At 69.8% G+C, this 17444-nt stretch carries 17 protein-coding genes; 9 read left to right on the top strand and 8 right to left on the bottom strand.

Annotated elements, in window-relative coordinates:
- Window positions 1–135 precede the first annotated feature (135 nt).
- Genes ACFYZL_RS25910 through ACFYZL_RS25890 form a run of 5 tightly spaced genes read right to left on the bottom strand, consistent with a single transcriptional unit; the run spans window position 136 to window position 5258 of the window.
- On the bottom strand, window positions 136–870 hold the full coding sequence (locus ACFYZL_RS25910) for a type I-E CRISPR-associated protein Cas6/Cse3/CasE (protein ID WP_388682179.1): 735 nt from the start codon (window positions 868–870) through the stop codon (window positions 136–138).
- Window positions 867–1742 carry a type I-E CRISPR-associated protein Cas5/CasD gene (cas5e, locus tag ACFYZL_RS25905; RefSeq protein ID WP_388682176.1) on the bottom strand — a complete coding sequence of 292 codons (876 nt, stop codon included), beginning with the start codon at window positions 1740–1742 and terminating at the stop codon, window positions 867–869. Before cas5e ends, ACFYZL_RS25910 begins: the two co-directional genes overlap by 4 nt.
- Window positions 1739–3109, bottom strand: a complete 1371-nt coding sequence (locus ACFYZL_RS25900) for a type I-E CRISPR-associated protein Cas7/Cse4/CasC (protein WP_388682173.1) — start codon at window positions 3107–3109, stop codon at window positions 1739–1741. The genes cas5e and ACFYZL_RS25900 overlap by 4 nt, the downstream gene beginning before the upstream one ends.
- Complete coding sequence (locus tag ACFYZL_RS25895) at window positions 3106–3723, bottom strand: type I-E CRISPR-associated protein Cse2/CasB (RefSeq protein ID WP_388682170.1); 618 nt, start codon at window positions 3721–3723, stop codon at window positions 3106–3108. The genes ACFYZL_RS25900 and ACFYZL_RS25895 overlap by 4 nt, the downstream gene beginning before the upstream one ends.
- Window positions 3720–5258, bottom strand: coding sequence for a type I-E CRISPR-associated protein Cse1/CasA (locus ACFYZL_RS25890; RefSeq protein ID WP_388682167.1), 1539 nt, complete (start codon window positions 5256–5258; stop codon window positions 3720–3722). The genes ACFYZL_RS25895 and ACFYZL_RS25890 overlap by 4 nt, the downstream gene beginning before the upstream one ends.
- 339 nt (window positions 5259–5597) lie before the next feature.
- On the opposite strand from ACFYZL_RS25890, the gene ACFYZL_RS25885 reads away from it, so the two are divergent.
- Together ACFYZL_RS25885 and ACFYZL_RS25880 are read left to right on the top strand one after the other, a co-directional pair.
- Window positions 5598–6089, top strand: a complete 492-nt coding sequence (locus ACFYZL_RS25885; RefSeq protein WP_388682164.1) for a hypothetical protein — start codon at window positions 5598–5600, stop codon at window positions 6087–6089.
- A 97-nt stretch (window positions 6090–6186) separates the two neighbouring features.
- On the top strand, window positions 6187–6339 hold the full coding sequence (locus ACFYZL_RS25880; RefSeq protein ID WP_388682161.1) for a hypothetical protein: 153 nt from the start codon (window positions 6187–6189) through the stop codon (window positions 6337–6339).
- 33 nt (window positions 6340–6372) lie between these two features.
- On the opposite strand, the gene ACFYZL_RS25875 is transcribed toward ACFYZL_RS25880, so the two are convergent.
- The gene (locus tag ACFYZL_RS25875) at window positions 6373–9309 is read right to left on the bottom strand and encodes a BTAD domain-containing putative transcriptional regulator (protein ID WP_388682158.1); all 2937 of its coding nucleotides are present in this window, start codon (window positions 9307–9309) and stop codon (window positions 6373–6375) included.
- Window positions 9310–9645: 336 nt separating this feature from the next.
- On the opposite strand from ACFYZL_RS25875, the gene ACFYZL_RS25870 reads away from it, so the two are divergent.
- Window positions 9646–9858: a hypothetical protein gene (locus ACFYZL_RS25870; protein ID WP_388682155.1), complete on the top strand. Its 213-nt coding sequence runs from the start codon at window positions 9646–9648 to the stop codon at window positions 9856–9858.
- Between the two features lie 477 nt (window positions 9859–10335).
- Here ACFYZL_RS25870 and ACFYZL_RS25865 read toward each other — a convergent pair whose 3' ends face one another.
- Window positions 10336–11529: a ParB/RepB/Spo0J family partition protein gene (locus tag ACFYZL_RS25865; RefSeq protein ID WP_388682152.1), complete on the bottom strand. Its 1194-nt coding sequence runs from the start codon at window positions 11527–11529 to the stop codon at window positions 10336–10338.
- Window positions 11526–12686, bottom strand: a complete 1161-nt coding sequence (locus tag ACFYZL_RS25860; RefSeq protein WP_388682149.1) for a ParA family protein — start codon at window positions 12684–12686, stop codon at window positions 11526–11528. The genes ACFYZL_RS25865 and ACFYZL_RS25860 overlap by 4 nt, the downstream gene beginning before the upstream one ends.
- 136 nt (window positions 12687–12822) lie before the next feature.
- Between ACFYZL_RS25860 and ACFYZL_RS25855 the strand changes: the two genes are divergently transcribed.
- The 6 genes from ACFYZL_RS25855 to ACFYZL_RS25830 all read left to right on the top strand — a co-directional run bounded on the left by ACFYZL_RS25855 (window position 12823) and on the right by ACFYZL_RS25830 (window position 17407).
- The gene (locus tag ACFYZL_RS25855; protein ID WP_388682146.1) at window positions 12823–13584 is read left to right on the top strand and encodes a DUF6348 family protein; all 762 of its coding nucleotides are present in this window, start codon (window positions 12823–12825) and stop codon (window positions 13582–13584) included.
- Window positions 13585–14518: 934 nt separating this feature from the next.
- Window positions 14519–15220: a hypothetical protein gene (locus ACFYZL_RS25850; RefSeq protein ID WP_388682143.1), complete on the top strand. Its 702-nt coding sequence runs from the start codon at window positions 14519–14521 to the stop codon at window positions 15218–15220.
- Window positions 15221–15274: 54 nt separating this feature from the next.
- Entirely contained in the window at window positions 15275–15691 is a 417-nt protein-coding gene (locus ACFYZL_RS25845; RefSeq protein ID WP_388682140.1) for a hypothetical protein, read from the top strand.
- Window positions 15692–16105: 414 nt separating this feature from the next.
- A complete protein-coding gene (locus tag ACFYZL_RS25840; protein ID WP_388682137.1) occupies window positions 16106–16618 on the top strand; it encodes a YcxB family protein in 513 nt (170 codons plus the stop codon).
- 34 nt (window positions 16619–16652) lie between these two features.
- On the top strand, window positions 16653–16823 hold the full coding sequence (locus ACFYZL_RS25835) for a hypothetical protein (RefSeq protein WP_388682134.1): 171 nt from the start codon (window positions 16653–16655) through the stop codon (window positions 16821–16823).
- Window positions 16824–17026: 203 nt separating this feature from the next.
- Entirely contained in the window at window positions 17027–17407 is a 381-nt protein-coding gene (locus tag ACFYZL_RS25830; RefSeq protein ID WP_388682131.1) for a hypothetical protein, read from the top strand.
- The last annotated feature ends 37 nt before the right edge of the window (window positions 17408–17444 follow it).

The raw sequence follows: 17444 nt of genomic DNA, 5'->3' as shown, positions 1-17444 counted from the left end.
ACCCCCCGTCGACTCCTTTTGGGGGTCCAGCGGGCGGGGGGGCCCCCAACAATGGTGGCGGCCCGCTTTGGGCTCGCCTATATAGTCCCGCCAAAAACGCCCCCCCCCCTCAGGCGTTCGCGCCGGGACGTTCCCTCAACGGGTCAGCACCAGCCCGCAGCTGTACGCACGCGCGTGCCCGAGGCCGTTCGACAGGACTCCCACCAGGGTTTCCGGGTCGGTGACCGTGAGGGAGCCGCGGATCTCCGCGCGGCCGATGCGGACCGGCTTGGCGCGGTGGCCGCTGGAGACCGTCGGCAGCATGCGGATCCCCAGGGCCTCCGGGTCGGCCGCGGCGCCGATGCGGGCCACGCCGTCCTCGGCCGTCGCCGGCTCCCCGTCCGCCTGGAGGCGGCGCGCGAACCACCGCTTCACGTGCTCCGGGGTGGTGTGGGCGGTGCGCCTGCCGCGGGACTTCTCCCCCTCCGACTTTTGTCCGCGGACAAAAGTCGGCTTGCTGCGGGTCGGGTTGACCACCGTACGGAAGCCCACGACCTCGCCCGCCTTGAAGGTGCGGTCCACGGTGATGATGTGGGGCGCCGCCGTGAAGGCCTCGCGGGGTATGCGGGCCCAGTCGCCCGGGATCCTGGACTGTACGACCAGGACGAGGGCCGCCGCCTTGAGGTCCACCGACCACGTCGACAGGACGCCCATCTGGGAGCGTGCCTCCGGGTCGCCGTCCTCGACCCAGCCGCGGAAGCCGCTCATCACGGTGCGGTGCATCTCCTGGGCGTCGACCAGGGACTTCGCGACGAACGGGTGGCGGGCGTTCAGGGAGAGGACGGAGTGGGTGGCGACGAAGCGGGCCGTTCCGGCCCGTGTGCTGTTCACGGGATGATGTCCCATTCGGTGGCGGTCGGGGCGATGGTGACGCGCGTACGGGTCTCCCAGCGCGTGGCGTGCGCCCGGCGGGCGGGGTCGAAGCTGACCGGCTGGTCGTTGACCTGCGTGGCGCCCCGGGTCCCCGACGGTGCCTGGATCCACGCCCACGGGCGCCGGCCGCCCGAGGTGTCGGGGTCGGGGCCATCGGGGTCGGGGCCATCGGGGCCGGGGAGCAGGCGCTTGGCGGCGAAGGCCTCGGCGATCGTGCCGGTCAGGATCTCGGCGGCCAGGGTGCCTGAGGGCGGACAGGACTTCCGGCCGAGCCAGAGCAGTTGCTTCGGGTGCTCCAGGGCGTACGCAATCTCCTCCAGCAGGGCCCTGTCCTCGTGCTGGAGTCCGACGACGAAAGCCGCGTCGGAGAGGTACCAGCGCTCGGTGATCATCGCCGCACGCGACAGCTCCGCCGAGACGAGGGCCCCGGAGACCGGGTCGGCCGTGATCTTCTTCGGCGCCCCGTACCAGCCGGCCAGCTCGTGGTGCCCGAAGCCCGGCCCGTCGGCCGCCTCCATGCTGCGGGCGACGGCGGCGGCCCGCCGGTGGTCGGTGATGACGTCGCGCGGGCGCAGCGGGAACCGGCCCGCGCCGACCGTGTGGTAGTCGCGTACGGGGGTCCCGGGATGGTCGGCGCGGACGCCGAAGACGAGCGCGGCGAGGTCGTCGACGGGGTCGGTGCGGTCCCGGCCAAGGGCCGCCGCGCACAGCCCGACGACCGCCGACTTGGTGGGGCGGACGTGACTGTCGCGGTGCGAGAACCGGGACGCCACCCCCCAGGACTGCAGGGGGGCGGCGAGCCGTACGAGCAGGACGTGCGTGGTCGTCACGCCGTCAGCTCCTCGGCGGAGGTGACAGCGGTCGCGCCGGTGTCCTTGAGGGTGCCCAGCAGTTCGTCGATCTGCGGGTCGTAGGTGAGGACGCGGCCGGACCGGATGTCGGGGCGGCGCCGGCTGACGAACGCGTGGTGCTTGAGCAGCCGCCTGACCGCTGCCGGACCGGCGGGGCCTTCGCCGTCCTTGTCGATCGGGTTCTCGTCGATGGGGGCCTGGAAGGCGGCCGCGTAGTTGTACGGGCGCTCGCCCTCGAAGGCGAGGACCAGGGCGGGCAGCGAGCCGGTGGAGGCCGTCGAGTTCTTCTTCGCCTCGGGGAAGGCGTCGACGAAGGCGGTGACGAACTCCGCCTCGGCCGCGACGGACGCCTCCTCGGCCTCCTCGGCGGTCATCCCGGCGGCCTGGAGGTTCCTGCGCAGCTTCAGGCGGTCGAGTACGGCGTGCCGGTAGAAGGTGCCGGTGATCAGGGACTGGTAGCCGGTCATGCCGGCTCCGGCGTCGTCGGCGGCGTCGAGGAAGTCCAGGGCGTTCTTCTTGCGGTCGAGTTTCGCGTCGTCGGCGGCCGCGTAGAAGTCGTCTACCTGCTCGGCCTCGTGCACCGTGAAGGCGTGGCTCGACTGGACTGCCCCGTCGACGTTCGGGGAGTCCGCGATCTCGGCGAGGAAGCGGCCGTACAGGGCGATGTCGATGGCGTCGCGCGGGGCGAGGGCGGTGAGGACTGCGGCTCGGGTCGCGGCCGGTACGGCGGGCAGCTTGGCATCGGCCGCTGCGGCTCCCTCGGCCGCCTCGTCCACGTCGGCCGCCTCCTGCTGCGCGGCGCCCTTGCGGGCCCCCTTCTTGCCCTTGGCGGCGGCTGCCGCCGTCTGCGCCGCCAGGTACTCCCCCGCCCAGGAGCGCACCGCGTCGGCCTGCTCGTGGATGTGGGCGGCGATCCGGGTGCCCGCGTCCGCGGGAGCGAACAGCAGCACTTTGGTCAGGTTCGCGACGGTCTTCTTGCCCTGATCGCCGAACTTCAGGCCGGTGGCCTCGATGACGGCGCGCGCCGTACGGACGGCCTCGTCCTCCTCCCAGCCGTGCGTGGAGGTGAGCGCGCGTGCGGTGATCAGCGCCCACTCGCGGGTCCGGACGCCGGTGCTGCGGCCGGCCAGGGCGCCGATGCCCGCGTTGGCCCGGTCCCGGGTGTGGACCCGCTCGGCCCGGCGCCGGGCCTGGCTCGTGATCATGTGCCGTTCGGTGCCGCCGTAGACGATGGACTTGGGCGCGCCGTTCTCGTCGCGTACGGGGAGTACGGCCACCAGCGTCTCCAGCAGGTGCAGGGAGAGGAACTGGCTTCCGGCGGCCGAAGAGGAGGCGTTGCTGGTCACGTGGTGGAGTCCTTCTGAGTCGAGGCGGCGGCGGTCGGGGTGGTGCCGGTCCGGGCGGCGGCGGCCCGGGCCGGGGGCATGTGGAAGGACACGCCCCACTCGTACGCGATGCGGGCCTTGCGGTCGTGCCACTGGTTGAGGTCGTCGACGAGCCGTGCCCAGGACGGCGGCGCGGTCGGACGCTGCTGGTCGCAGGCCCGCAGCCGCGCAACGGCGTGCTGCAGGTGGCGCCACGGGATGCGGCGGCTCGACACGATGCGGTCGACGAGTCGGGCGGCGCCCGGATCCTCGGGCCCGAGCTTGGTTCCGCTGCCGATACGGCGGGCCGCTTCGCCGAGGTTCCCGTAGCCGAAGGCCGGCTTGGAACGCCCCTGGTGGTAGACCGCGAACAGGAAGGCGACCTGGCCGTAGACCTCGCGCTGGGCTTCGGTGGGGCTGTACCAGAGCGCCCGGAAGTGGGGCTCCCGCTGGACTCGGGGGCGCCGGAGCTCGGCGAGGCTCGCGTAGTCGTGGTTGTGGACGAGGCCGGCGAGCCAGGCCGTCAGCGCGGCACTGCCCTCGCTCGTGGAAGGGCTGGTGCCGGGGCCCGAACCGGCACCCGTGGTGGTGTTCATGCGCTCTCCCCTCGGAGTTCGGCAGGAGCCTTCGGCAGGGCCAGTTCGTCATCGAACCGCCGCAGGGCGGCGGCCCGTGCCTTGGCCCCCTGGGAGTTCCTGGGCAGCGGGTCGAGGCATTCGGCGAGGAACCTGCGGGCGGCGGTGGCGACGGTGACCGCGTACTCGTGCAGGGACGCGTTGACGTCCTCGCCGAGAGTGGTCTCCTCCATCAGCAGGTCGAACGGCTCGCGCGTCGCCGCCCAGTGCTGACCGCGGGCGTCGAAGCGGGCGATCTGGTTGTCCTTGTCGCCCGGCTTGGGGTTCGGGTAGACGATGCTCCAGGCCGCGTACGCCGCCTTGTACAGGGCGGACGCCACGAACTCGGCGATGTCCGAGCCGCGGTAGGACGCGAGATAGAGCCTGGCTTCCAGCCCCGGGGCGAAGGGGAACGTGCCGTCGACCCAGGCGATGGCGGTGGTCTGCTTGGCGACGAGCCCGACCGTCCAGAGCTCGATGCGGCGCGCGGGCTGCTGGCCGGGTTCGGGGGCTACGTCCTCGGCCGGGAAGAGCGCGAGCCTCCGGTAGAGGGTGCCGCCGTCGTTCCGGCCTTCGTGGGAGCGCGCCTTGTCGACGGCCGCGTAGAGGGCGTGGGCCTGCCGCCAGATCGCGCGGGTCGCCGAGGCCCACAGCGGCTTCCCGGTCCCGTCCGCCGTCTTCGCGTACACGGCGTCCTGAAGGTGCTCCTCCTTCAACGCGAGCAGCTCGCCCGCGCCGAGCAGCACCCGGTCCACCTGGTCGCCCTGCGGGGTCGGGCGGAGCAGGACCGACCGGCCCAGATAGCTGTGCAGGTCGGCCGGGCCACCGACCTCCCGGCCGCTCGGCTTGGCCTTGAACCCGCGGCGTTCCTTGCCGGCGGTCCAGGTACGGTTCAGCTCCCCGGGCGGCCCGGAGACCGGAGCCAGGTTCAGGCGGAGGGTCTCGCCAAGGGTGTCCCCGAGTGCGATGACCCGGATCCGGGTGCCCAGGCGGGTGGCGGCGAGGTTGGTGATGGTGGGGCCGAGGGTCTCCTTGCCGGAGATCCGGGCCCGCCCGGCCGGCCCGTACACGTGCTGGGTGAGCATGGCCCGGAAGGCCTGGGCGACAGGCAACGCCCCGGGGTGTTCGAGGTGATGGTGGTCGAAGAACTGGTTGTAGTCGCCGACCCGCTCGATCACCAGCTGCGCCGGACCCGCCCCGTGCTCGTCGAGGAAGGGAGCGAGGAGCGCGTTCTGCCCCAGCGGCTCCGTGGGATGGAACAGGTCCCAGACCTCGTCCTCGGGACGCTGCGCGAGCCACTCGGCGGCGGGCCGGAGAGCGTCCCTCCGGTCCACCCAGGCGGGCCACTGCTCGGCGGACTCCGGGTAGGTGCCGGAGGCGTAGCAGACGGCCAGCAGGAACTCGATGACCGCGACCTTCTCCCCCGGCGTGGCGCCTTCCACGGTCCGCAGGTCGTCGGCATCGTAAAGCAGCTGCACCAGGTTCAGCTCGACGAGCCGGTCGTCGAGGGTCAGCACCGGGACGCAGGGGGCCTCCCGGGGATCCCATCGGGGGCGTATCGCCCCGTCGCGTGGGGCGCGTAATTCAGCCACGTTCCGTCGTTCGCTCTCTGCTCATAACGGTTGCTTGCTGGAATGGGACAGGACGCTAGCAGGCAAACGATCCCGGTATGAGCGGTTTGCGAAACTCCAACGCAGCTGCGGCACAGCCGAGTTGGACAACCAACCCCACCCCCTGCCCCGGGCTCCCTCCGATCACGATCGCCTGCGCTCCGCCCCGACTTTTGTCCGCGGACAAAAGTCGGGGCACCTCACCCCGGTGCCCGGCAAGGGTGCCCCGGTTGCTTAGGGTGCGGCATGACCATCCCCGACCTCATCCCCATCGCGCATGAGCCGGGCTACCGGACGAGCACCATCGGGTCGTTCAGCCGCGGCCAGTTCTTCGCCTCGGTCACCTATGCGTTTCCTGAAGGGTTCGCGATGGGTGAGGGCTGGGAGGAGCACAAGCGGTTGTTCGTGGTGCTGCACACCTTCGACCACGAGGGCAACCACCAGGCTTCCGACATCTGGTCCGCCGGCACCTGGGCGGAGCAGATGCGGCGTCGGTACGCCCCTGATTCCGTGGTGGCGCGCGCGGAGGCCCGACTGGACGCCCTCCTCGCCGATCTCCCCGACCTCGCATACGGCGACATCGCCATCCGGCCCTTCCGCATCACCGTCGACGGGGTGCTCTTCGGTCTGGTCACCGAGTGCCATGGTGAGGAAGAGGACGGCGAGGAGGACTGGGCCGAGCTCTACCCCGACCAACTGGGCTTCTCGGCGCCGTGGGACGGGACGTACGACACCTGACGAGCCGCTGGGTGTGCAGGGGCGGCCAGGCCCCGGGACTGGAAGCACGGGGCCGGACTTTTGTCCGCGGACAAAAGTCCGGCCAGGCTACCCCTGGATGAGCAGCCTCCAGACGGTCATCCTGGACACCTGCTACATCGGCCCCGAGCTCGGCGCCGTCGCACGCGGCCGGCCCCCACGGTGCGCCGACGGGGAAGCACGGCAGGCAGTCGACGGTGCCGCGCAGGAAGGTTGGCAGCGGCCGCAATGACGCTGGGCTCCGGTTCTCGGGCCCGAAGGGACCTCAGGGAGCCAAAGGGACCTCGGTGTCGACCAAGGGCCGTACGAACTCTGCCTCGGGGGCTCCAAGGTCCTCGAAGATCCCCAGCGCCTGCTGCCAGCATGCGTTCGCCCGGTCCTTGTGGCCCATCGCTCTGAGTGCCTTTCCGAGGACCACGAGGACGCCGGCCCGCCGCCATTCGCCGCCGATGCCTCCAAGGGCTATGGCCTGTTCGGCGTGGGCGGCGGCCAGGGTGAACTGGTGCGCGGCCAGGTGGGCCTCGGCGAGACGAAAGTGGGTGACGCCCTCCCACAGCCGATGGCGGTTGTCGTGGAAAAGGGAGAGCGCCTGCCCGAGCTGATCCAGGGCCTCGTCGAGCCGGAGCGCCTGGGTGAGGGCGATGCCGAGGGCGTAACGCCCGTTGGCCAGGCTCAGGGTGAGGCCCATCTGGTCGTAGATGGCGATGCCCCGCCGGGCGAGTTCGATGGCGCTGTCGAGGCGGCGCAGTTGGACGTGGACGCGGGACAGGTTGCTGAGGGCGCCGGCCTCGCCGACGAGGTCACCGTTGTGACGGAACTCTTCCATGGCTTCGACGAAGTACCGCTCCGCCTCCTCCGGACGGCTTTCGTACAGGGCGATGATGCCTCGGTCGTTGAGGGCCCAGCAGCCGGACAGCGGGTCGCCGGCCTCGCGGGCCAAGCTCACGGCATGGCGAGCCTCTTCGTCGGCTGCGACGAAGCGGCCCGCGACGAGGTGGACACCGGCGAGGGCAGTACGGGCACGGCCCTCGGCGCGCCGGTCCCGCACGGCCTGCGCCGCGTCGCGCAGGGCAACCGCCGCGGATTCGTACTGCCGGTTCTTGGCCCCGGACTCAGAGAGGTCCTTGGCCACCCACAGCAGGTCCACCGCTCGTCGAAGAGCCTCAGGAGTACGTGCGGCGGCCTGTCGGACACAGGCAAGCAGCGGATCGGCCTCGGCGTACAGCCAGTCCAGGGCAGAACTCGGGTCCGTGAACGACGATCCCGGATGGTGGGTGGGGGCCAGGTGATCGACGAGCCTGTCGCCTGGGCGCTCCAGGGCGTAGACCTCGGAGGCGGTGGCGAGGTAGAAGTCCAGGAGCCGGTCGAGTGCCGCCTCCAGCTCGGCCGGGGGCTGTTCGTCGCGTTCGGCGCAGGCGCGCGCGTAGAGGCGTACGAGGTCGTGGAAGCGGTAGCGGCCCGGCGCGGCGGACTCGAGCAGCGAGAAGTCCACCAGGGTTTCCAGCAACTCTTCGGCGTCGTAGTCGGGCAGGCCGAGCACGGTGGCTGCCGCCGGGAGGGAGATGTCGGGCCCGTCGGCGAGGCCCAGCAGCCGGAAGGCGCGCTGCTGGGCGGGCTCGAGCTGGCCGTAGCCCAGCTCGAAGGTGGCCTTGACGGCAAGTATCCCGGCCTGGAGTTCGTCGAGGCGGCGGCGTTCGTCGGTGAGCTTCGCGGCGAGGACGGACACCGTCCAGGTGCGGCGGGCCGCGAGGCGGGAGGCGGCGATGCGGATGGCCAGCGGCAGGAAGCCGCAGGCGCCGACCACGTGGAGGGCGGCTTCGCGTTCAGCGCCCACGCGCTCGGCGCCGACGATCCGGGTGAAGAGCTGGAGGGCCTCGTCGGGGCTCATGACATCAAGGTCGACGAGGTGGGCACCCGATAGGTCGGACATGCGGACCCGGCTCGTCACCAGGGCCGCGCAGCCCGGAGCGCCCGGCAGCAGCGGAAGGACTTGGGCGGCATCGCGGGCGTTGTCGAGCAGGACCAGGACGCGGCGGCCGTCGAGGGTGGAGCGGTAGAGAGCGGCCCGCTCTTCGGGCGAGTCCGGGATGGCTGCATCGGGGGTGCCGAGCGCGCGCAGGAAGGCACCCAGAACGGCCTCGGGCTGGACCGGGCTCGGTGAGGTGCCTTGGAGGTCGACGTAGAGCTGGCCGTCGGGGAAGTGGGCGCGGGCGGTGTGGGCGACGTGTACGGCGAGGGTGGTCTTGCCGACGCCGCCGATGCCGGCGAGCGCGGCAACCACCATGACCCTTTCCTTGGCTGCACGGGAAAGGACATCTTCCAGTTCGGCGACGTGGCGTGCTGCGCCCGTGAAGTCGGGCACGGTGGCAGGGAGCTGTGCGGGCCGTATCCGTACCGGCGCGGTCGCCGTGGGGAGGTTCTCGGTCTGCATCAACTCGGCGTCGGCTCGCAGGATGCGGTGCTGGAGGGCGGCGAGCTCCGCACGGGGGTCGACGCCGAGTTCGTCCCTGAGGAGGCGGCGGGTGTCGGCGTAGACGGCGAGGGCCTCGGCCTGCCGGCCGCTGCGGTAGAGGGCGAGCATCAGCAGCTCGCGCAGGCGTTCGCGCAGGGGGTGGGCGGCGGTGAGGGCGGTGAGCTCGGAGACGGCCTCCGCGTGGTGGCCGACCTCCAGGTCCAGGTCGAGGCGGGTCTCCAGCAGTTGCAGGCGCCACTCCTCCAGCCGGGTGCGCTGCATCTCGGCGTGCGGGCCGGGGACCCCGGCGAGCGGTTCGCCGTCCCACAGGTCAAGGGCGCGGGCCAGCAGAGTGCGGGCGAGCAGCCGGTCCCCGGCAGCACGAGCCTGCTCGGCCTCGGCGGCGAAACCTTGCGCCACGACGAGGTCAAGGGGTTCCGCGTCGCGGGGCAGGCGGATGGCGTAGCCGCCCGATTCGGAGACGAGCAGCCCGGGGGCAAGAGTCTTGCGGAGCCGGGAGGCGTACGTACGGAGAACGGCCAGAGACTGCGGCGGCGGGTCCTCGCCCCAGACGGCGTCGAGCAGTTCCGGCGCGGTGGCGGTGCGGCCCTCGCGCAACAGGAGCGCCGCGAGCAGCGCCCGCTGCTGGGGGCTCCCGAGGGAAATGGGCTCGGAGCCACGCCAGGCGCGGACCGGGCCGAGCACCGCGAACCTCGGCTTCGATTCCTCCGCTGCTACAACTGCCGTCACTTGGCCTGCACCCCCCTGCCGACCTCCGTCTCTACGTATGCAGGACGTACATCGTTCGTATATCCCGGAAGACCAGCATGGTTCTACTGACGTCCGATACCAGACTGCCCAGTCCGGTTCGCCATGCGTCGCAAAGGTACCCCGGGATGGCTTCCCGGGGTCCTTGGCGTATTCAAATCTCTTCAACTCTATTGCGTGGGACCGACTTTGGGCTACCGTCGAAGCGTCGTCACGCCGCGGAAGGTGCCGAGGACCCTCTAGCCAAGGGTTCCGTCGACGCGACTCTCCTGCGGCCTGCCGGTGCACATACGGACTGGGCAATCGGACGTTAGGAGAGTGCGCACTGTCATGCACTTCACAACTTCGTCGGTGGGGCTATTGGCCGGCGTGATCATCACGCTGGCCTACTTCGCTCTGGTCGGCTATCTGGTCAGGTCGCTGCGTAGCACCCATCGACTCCCCACGGTCATCCTGGCCGTATCGGGGCTGGTCGGAGCGCTGCCGGCCATCCTCTACGCGCTGTACCGCGCGCTCAATGTGATCGCCTGAGACAGCGGGGCCTGCGGCCCAGCAGGGCTTTCACAGATCATCAGCGAACCGAGGGCTACGACACGTACCGCGTCGTAGCCCTCGTAGCCGTTCCCGAGATGAACTCGTCACCGACGAGCCGGCTCGACGCGCCCCGACCCGATCCATGCAGCCTTCTCACGTCACTCGGCGAACATCTCGGTGTTCCATCACGTAGATCCAGGGTGCCCAGGTTGCCTATCAGCCGTCCATCCAACGTCAAGTACTGAGCGTGTGCCTTGCCCGCTGCGACGTCGGAGCGGATGAACAACACGTCCACCACCTCGTACGGGGCCGTGGAGTCCTTCATGGCCTCGGCAGCACCTGGTGAGTGAAGGACGAAATCTCGTCCCGCCCGGTGAGGCGCGTGCCATGGCCTGTCGTCCAGATCGCGTGCCGGATGCGGCGGGGCCCCACCGCTGTACTGCGTTGCGGTGGGGCCCGGTCGGAACGCAAGGTTCAGGACTGCTCGTTGTTCTCGATCAGCAGCATCGTGAGCTCCGTGCGGTGCTCGGCCGACATGTTGGTCCAGATCGCGTCGAAAACGCCCTTCGGGTCCTGCCACGGCACCGAGGCCGTGTCCGTCATCCGGTTCTGGGCGGGGATGGCCCGCTCCGGTTCCGCCGCCGTGGCGGACACCGGCGCGGGGGCCGACGACGGCTGCACCGGCTCGGCAAAGATCACCGGGACTGGAACCGGGGTCGGAGCCGGCATCGCAACAGGGCCGGAGGCTGCAGGAGCAGAGGGCTCAGGAGCCCGACTTTTGTCCGCGGACAAAAGTCGGGGCGGCTCCGGAGCCTGGACAACAGCCTCCGCTACTCCCCCGGCCAATACCACCGAGGTCGCCGGCGCGGATTCCTGAGCTCCCCGCAGGATCTCCCGCTGGACCGCCTTGACCTGCGCTTCCTGCGCCTTGGTCTCGTCCCGCAGGGTCAGCAGCTCGGCCGCACTGGCGCCCGGACGGTCCTTCGCCGCACGGGCCAGAGCACGCCCGTCGCGCTCCGGCAACTCCCCCGAGCTCAGCATCTGCTGGATCTCCTCCGGGAGTTCCAGCAGCACCAGCTGGTTCGTCACCCACGACGGCGACTTCCCCAGCCGCTCTGCCGCCCGCGACTTCGCCCCGTGCTCCTTGCCCTGCTCCGCGCACGTCTCGACGAGCTGCTGCACACCGCGCGCCCGCTCGATGACGTCGAAGTCCTCCCGCTCCAGGTTCTCGGCGAGGAGGTGGTCGATGAAGTCCGTACGGGTGGCCGCGAGGTCGTCCCGTACGACGAAGTCCAGCGAATCCAGACCCACGTGCAGCGCGCTGCGGAACCGGCGCTCGCCGTTGATCAGGACGTACGCGGCCGCCCCGATCCGGGAGTCGTGGTCGGGCCACAGGCCCAGGTAGGCACCCCGCGAAACGACGACACACGCCGCGAGCTGCGCCTGGCGGAGCTCCTCGCCGAAGCGGGTCATCTCCTCGTCCGTGCCGAAGTTGCGGCGCGGGTTCAGGGGAGTGGGGGAGACCTGGTCGAGGGGGATCCGGATGAGTTCGTACGCAGGCACGTCGCCCTGCGCTATGGCCTTGGCCCGGCCCCGCTCGCTGCGGCCGCCAGCCCGTCGCGCATTGCTGAAGGCGGCGCCGGTACCGAGGAGATCGCTCTTGCTCATGCCGCGATCCTCCGGGCGATCTCACGCATGGCCTCGGACTGCTCGCACTCAGGGGCGTAGTGCAGCAGCGGCAGCTTCACGCGCACCGCTTCGCGCTGCTCCTTGAGGTCGGAGATGACGGTGATGACCGGCGGGTCCCCGAACTCCTTCCAGCTGTTGAGGGAGGAGGTGACCACGTAGCCCTTGCGGCTGTCGTAGAGGTTCACGACGAAGCCGAGCTGGGCGATCTCGATGTCGAGGTCGTCGATCAGGTCCTCGAGCTGCTCGCTGAGCATGTCGTACGCGTCGGCGGAGGTGTCCTCGGCCTGGACCGGCACGATGATGCCGGAGGTCTTTTCCGCCTCGCCCTCACGGGTGCGCGCGTAGTAGAGCGCGGTGTCCATGGTGTAGCCGAGGCTGGGCGGGCAGTCGACCACGATGTAGTCGAAGTCCTCCTCCAGCTCCTCCAGAGCCTTCTCCAGAGCGGTCTCCTTCGTCCGCACGTGGCGCGTGGTGGCCAGGCGGGCGTCGAGGAGGAACGCGTCCTTGCAGGAGGGCAGGAGGAAGAGGCGGCCGGCGAAGACGCCGTGCTCGATCGGTACGAGCAGTTCGCGGACCCGGCCCTCGATCTCGCCGAGCATGTGCTTGGCGAGGCTCGGTTCCTTGATGCCGAGCATCTCGGCGCCGAGGTGACGGGTCAGGTGGCCCTGGGGGTCGAAGTCGATGACGCACACCCGGGCGCCGGTCTCGGCCAGGGCCTGGGAGAGGCCGTTGCTGATGGCGCTTTTGCCCACGCCACCCTTCTGGTTGCAGACCACGATCCGGCGGGCCCCCTCGCTGGAGGGCCGGCGGCGCCCGGCGGGGGAGGGGTGGGTGTCGAGCCACAGCCGGATCGACTGGGCGAGGCCCTGGTTGTACGGGACCTCACGGACCCGGCAGTCCTCCTTGAACTCCCCGTACAGGCCGGTGGGGAGGTACGTGGAGAAGGAGGAGGCACCGGAGGTGTCCACCGGGGTCGCCGCGGAGGCGTCGGCACGCCAGGCGTGGACGCCTTCGGTGACGGCGTCCTGGATGTCCACGCCCAACTGGGCGGCGCGGACCTTGAGTTCCTGCCGCAGGGACGCGGGCAGCTTGGCGACTACCTTTTCCCTGACTTCCGGATCGTATGGAGCGGTCATGCGGGTACCTTACTAACCTTCTGCGGGGAAGGTGAAGCGCCACGCCGTAACATGTTGCTCGTGTATGGGGGATGTTGTCCGGAATGAGGTTTCCTGATCTTCGGTTCAGGGCTGGGCGCTCCGTAAGATCCGCCGCATGCTGTGGATACGACGGCGCCGTGCGCGCAACACCGAACTGTCTGCTGCCCCGCCTGCTGAACGCCTCCCCGACCTTGAGTTCCTCGCCCTGGTCAAGGCGAGCCTCGAGGAGTACGCACCAGGTGTGACCGAGGGGGCCGAACTCAAGGGCAACTCCTTGATCAGTCCCCGCGGATGGGCAGTGGCCGTGGCGCCACCCATCCATGGGGGCGGACACCACTACGAACTCGTCGCGCTACCGGACGTGAACATCCAGCCGGACGTCCCCTGCTTCATGGAGTGTGCCGTTGCCATGAACGGGGACCCTCGGACGGCTGCCGATGCGTGGGTCCAGACAGCCGGCGCGTGCCTGCTTGAACTCCTCGACGGACACGAGCATTTCGCGGACCACGCCGGGCCCGATCACGAGAGGGGAGTTCCCGGCTGGCACTCGATCACCTCCGGCGCGGTGGCCTTCGGGCTCGACGTCTCGGAGAACCAGAAGCTGCAGTCGGCTGTGCTGGAGGCGAACGTGCTGCGCCGTATCGCCGACACGTTCACCGAGGACTTGGAATCGCCCTTCTTCAACGGAGTCAAGGTCTTCTACGGTGGGCTTCCTGGCCGGATGGAGGCTGAAATCAGGGTCAACGGGGAGCGCCACGACGTCGCCTCGGCAGCGATGGCGGCCCTGAACCTGCCCGAGCCGACGGTGTTCACCGCTGTTCGCTACCACGCTCTGCTCCTCCCGGTCGAGGCCGGCGGAGGTCCGGACCCCGCCTGAACATCTGCGGCGACCTCGAAGTGCTGTCCCTCCCTGGCCGCCTGTCGTGAGCGGGCATGGCTTCTTCCCCGCAGCACCTGGACGCCCAGGGTCGGTAGCTCCTCAGCCCTGGCGGGCTTGCGGTGCCCCGCCGGGATGGCGTGCCTCCGTCGGCGGCTGCCGGCCCGCGGTGCCTTGGAACAAGAAATGTGGCCGAGGTCAGGGGTGGTGCGGGTGGCCACTGGCCGTACTCGCTCGACACACCCGCCATCGGGGCTGGCTTTCGGTGGCACAGGTTCGAGAGGGGGCGATTCCGTGGCCGAGGTCGGGTTGCCGGAGAGGACAGCCATGACCGACCACGGTGAGACGTCACACAACTAGCCACTATGGATGGGTAGTTGTGTGACGCAGAGCCCTACTGGAAAGGAATGTGCCGTAGGAGCGCACACAAGAGGGGCAGAGCACAGCACAGCTCACAGACCAGAGGGCGGCCAGGGCCGTCGGTCGCGTTGCTCTTTATTAAGAGGGCGCGGCCGCCGCAAGCCTCTGACCTGCAGGTTTGTCGAGGGGCATGTGTCCCCCAGGACACATTTGGCCTCCTGAAATGTGTACCCAGAGAGCACATTTCGCGGAAAACTCAAGCACCACTTGATTTTCTGAGCCCGCCAACCCGCCCGAGAACACCGCAGGTCAGCGCGTTGGGCCGGCGGCGCCGAGAGCCGCGAACCCATCCGTGCCCCCTACACGTACGTGTCGCCATCGCGACAACCTAAATCAAGCAGTCGTGTACTTCCGGCGCTTGACGGCGAGAAAACTTCACGTACCGTGTACTTTCCGCGCGCCGTTCGAACAGGACTCGCGTCAGAGGTGTCTTCCGACGCGCCGAGGCGTCAAAAGACAAGCACTGGTTGATTTTTTGGATAGTCTCGGACCGCCTGAGTAACAAGGAGGTCCTGTGACATCTGATCCGCCCGCCCGTCGTCGGCGCGGGCCCCGGCCTGTACCCGCCCCCACCGCCGCGGGCAGCGAAGCCGAGTACGGAGACATCCTGGCGGTCCTGGGCCAGCAGCTCGGGGAGAAGGTGGCCGAGGCCTCCGACCCCAGCGGCCGGCGCAGGCTCAAGGGAGTCACGTTCGAGTACGCGGCAGACCCGCGCGCCGTCCACGACATGGCCGGAGGCGCGGGATACAGCCTTGCCAGCAACTGGTTCACGCAGCTGCTGGCCCAGCTGGCCGTCGCGAACAGCATCACCAAGTCCCAGCTGTGCGTCTTCCTCTTCGTCGCGGGAGGACAGGTGCCGGGCACCGGCATCACCCAGTACACGCAGCAGGAGATCACGGACGGCCTGAACAAGATTGCCGCGCAGAAGGACGGCAAGATGATCACCCGGTCCACGGTCAATCGGGCCGTGCAGGCTCTGTGCGGCTACAACTGGGTGGAGAAGGCCGGGAACGGCCGGATCCAGATCAACGTGCGCCTGTGGTTCAACGGCAACAGCACGGCCCAGCAGGACGTACTGGCCGAGATCGCAGACCGCCACGAGCACGACGCCGAGGAGTTCCCGTACGCCGTCGGTCCCCAGGGGGCTCACCAGGAGGAGCTGGACCTCGGCTTCGTGGCCGAGGAAAGCTATCGCGCGAGGAGGCGTACCGGGTGATAGTGCTGCCATGCCCCTGTGCGGGCGACCGCTCTCGACGAGGAAGGCCGTTCCATGGCTAACGTCATGTCTCCGATCATCGCGGAGCGCATCTGGGCCCTGCCGCTGTCGGGGTCCGCCGTCAAGTTCCTCCAGTACCTGGTCTCCCGCAGCGACTTCGGGGGAGCGCTGGCGGTGCGGCAGAAGGACATGGCCGCCGAGTACGGGGTCACGCCGCAGGCGGTCAGCGGGCTGATGGCGCCGCTGTGCGAGCTGAACATCGTGCTCAGGCCGCGCAGCGAGGAACGCAACGGCAACTCCTACCGGCTCCACCCGCTCGCGGCGAAGTACGAGAGCCCGGAGAGCATGGAGGCGGCCTTCAGGGCGGCCCTGGTCCGCATCCAGTCGGGGGACCTGCCGAACCTGAAGCTGCCGACGTACCACCAGGCCCCGCCGACCCCGACGGGCCGGCCGAAGCTCCAGGTCGCCTGAGTCCGGCGAATCCGGCGGCAAACCGGGCATACCAATACGAGAGGCCCTCCACCACGGTGGAGGGCCTCTCGTGCCTGAGTAACTTGGTGCCCTCAGTATATTCGCTCGGGCGCGGACGCGGGCCGCGGATTGCTCCTCGGGCTGGCGCCGTGTCCGTGGGGGCCGGGGCTGTCCGTGAGCATCTCCGAGACTGTCCTTGTCGTGCAGTCAGGCGTCCGGGTCGAAGCCTGCCTGACCGGCAGCATGGCGCCGGACCTCATCGGCTACTGGAAATCCGGGGAGGGGTGAGGCTGTGGGTGAGACCGAGGCCGTCCATCACGGTCCAAGCCGGGGGCCCGGAGTCGTGTGCGGTAACGTGTCATACCCTCCGCTTTATGGACATGAATCAGGCCACGGGGGCCGGAAGTACGGCCCTTGTGCACCGCCCGTTTCGAGTACGCCGCGCAGGCTCCGGACTACGATGCGGCCCTGCGCCGGTTCACCTGGGGGCCCTGGCCGGGGCGTACCGCAATGCTCTGGCTGCCCATTCTGGCCGCGGCCGCGGCCGTGCTCCTGCGTGTGTGGCTGTGGCATCTGGGCTGGGGCGGAGTTGTCCTCGTGGGGGTCACCGTCGTGGTCGCCTCACTCGGGATCCGGCAGTGGCATCGCAGGTTCCGGATGAAGGAGCTGTACGCGAAGGATGCCGCCCTCGGCACCATCCGTACCACGCTCACCGAGGACGGTATGCGCACGCGGGGAGCCGCCGATGGTGGTCAGGAAGAGGACGACGGGTGGCGCGGCTACCCCTGGTGGTTCGAGACCCCAGAACTCTTCGTACTCACCGGCAGCATGGGCTACTTCTTCGTGCTCCCCAAGCGCGGCGCGGCCACGCCGGAAGACATCGACCAGGCCCGCGCCCTGTTCACGGAACACCTGCACCGTATCTGAGGACGGCGCGCCCGTACGGCAAGCAGCGGAAGGCGTGCCGCTCCTTGCCACGCCTCGGGGAACGGTGGCGTGCGGTGGGGACAGCCCGGACAGCCTGGCAGACCGTCGCGCGCACAGCCGGCTCGTCACCGCCCGCCAGGCCACTCCGGCCCAGGGCGGTGACGTGCGGGTGATCGGCGGCCACGACGTCACCCACGCAGCCTGATACGGCCGGCATGGACTTCTCGACGGTGGTGCCCCAGAGGGGGTGCCCCTATCTGTTTGGTCAACCTGTGTGGCGCACAATCCGGGCATGGACAACCAGGGTAGGGACTCGGTGTCGGTCTGGCGGGTGGGTGGGGCGGCTCGCATGGCGGGCTATGCGAGCCCGGTTGTTGTCGGTGTGAAGGCGCTCTTCGGTTGGGCCGGGTGGGTTCCTCTCCGGGAGGGGAGACGGCACGGCCGGCCGGGCTGTGGTCGGGGTTGGCCGTCGGCGTCGCATTGTTCTTCTGGTGGGCGATTTTCAAGGTCCGGCTCGAGGTTGGCCCTGCAGGGATCGTGGCGGTCAACCTGTGGGGGACCTACCGCTTGGGGCTGGACGAGGTCGTTTCGGTGCGGCTTGGCGTGTGGGGCGCTGAGTTCCATCACGGAGACGGTTTCAAGACCACGGCCTATGCGCTGAGCGAGTTGGGCGCGGGAACGTGGCAGCACCGGCGCTTCGCGGAGTTCTGGCTGTTCTGGAAGCGGACCCCGATTCCTCGCCGCGGTGACGCGGGGCAGGGACCCCGGCGGATCGGTGGGCCACTTTGACTTCGCCCACTTCCTCCGCTTGTAGGGATGAACCCGC

This window comes from Streptomyces sp. NPDC001717 (genome assembly GCF_042892775.1).
GTDB lineage: Bacteria > Actinomycetota > Actinomycetes > Streptomycetales > Streptomycetaceae > Streptomyces.
Note: the sequence above shows the minus strand (reverse complement) of the source record. Positions and strands in the feature narration are given on the sequence as shown.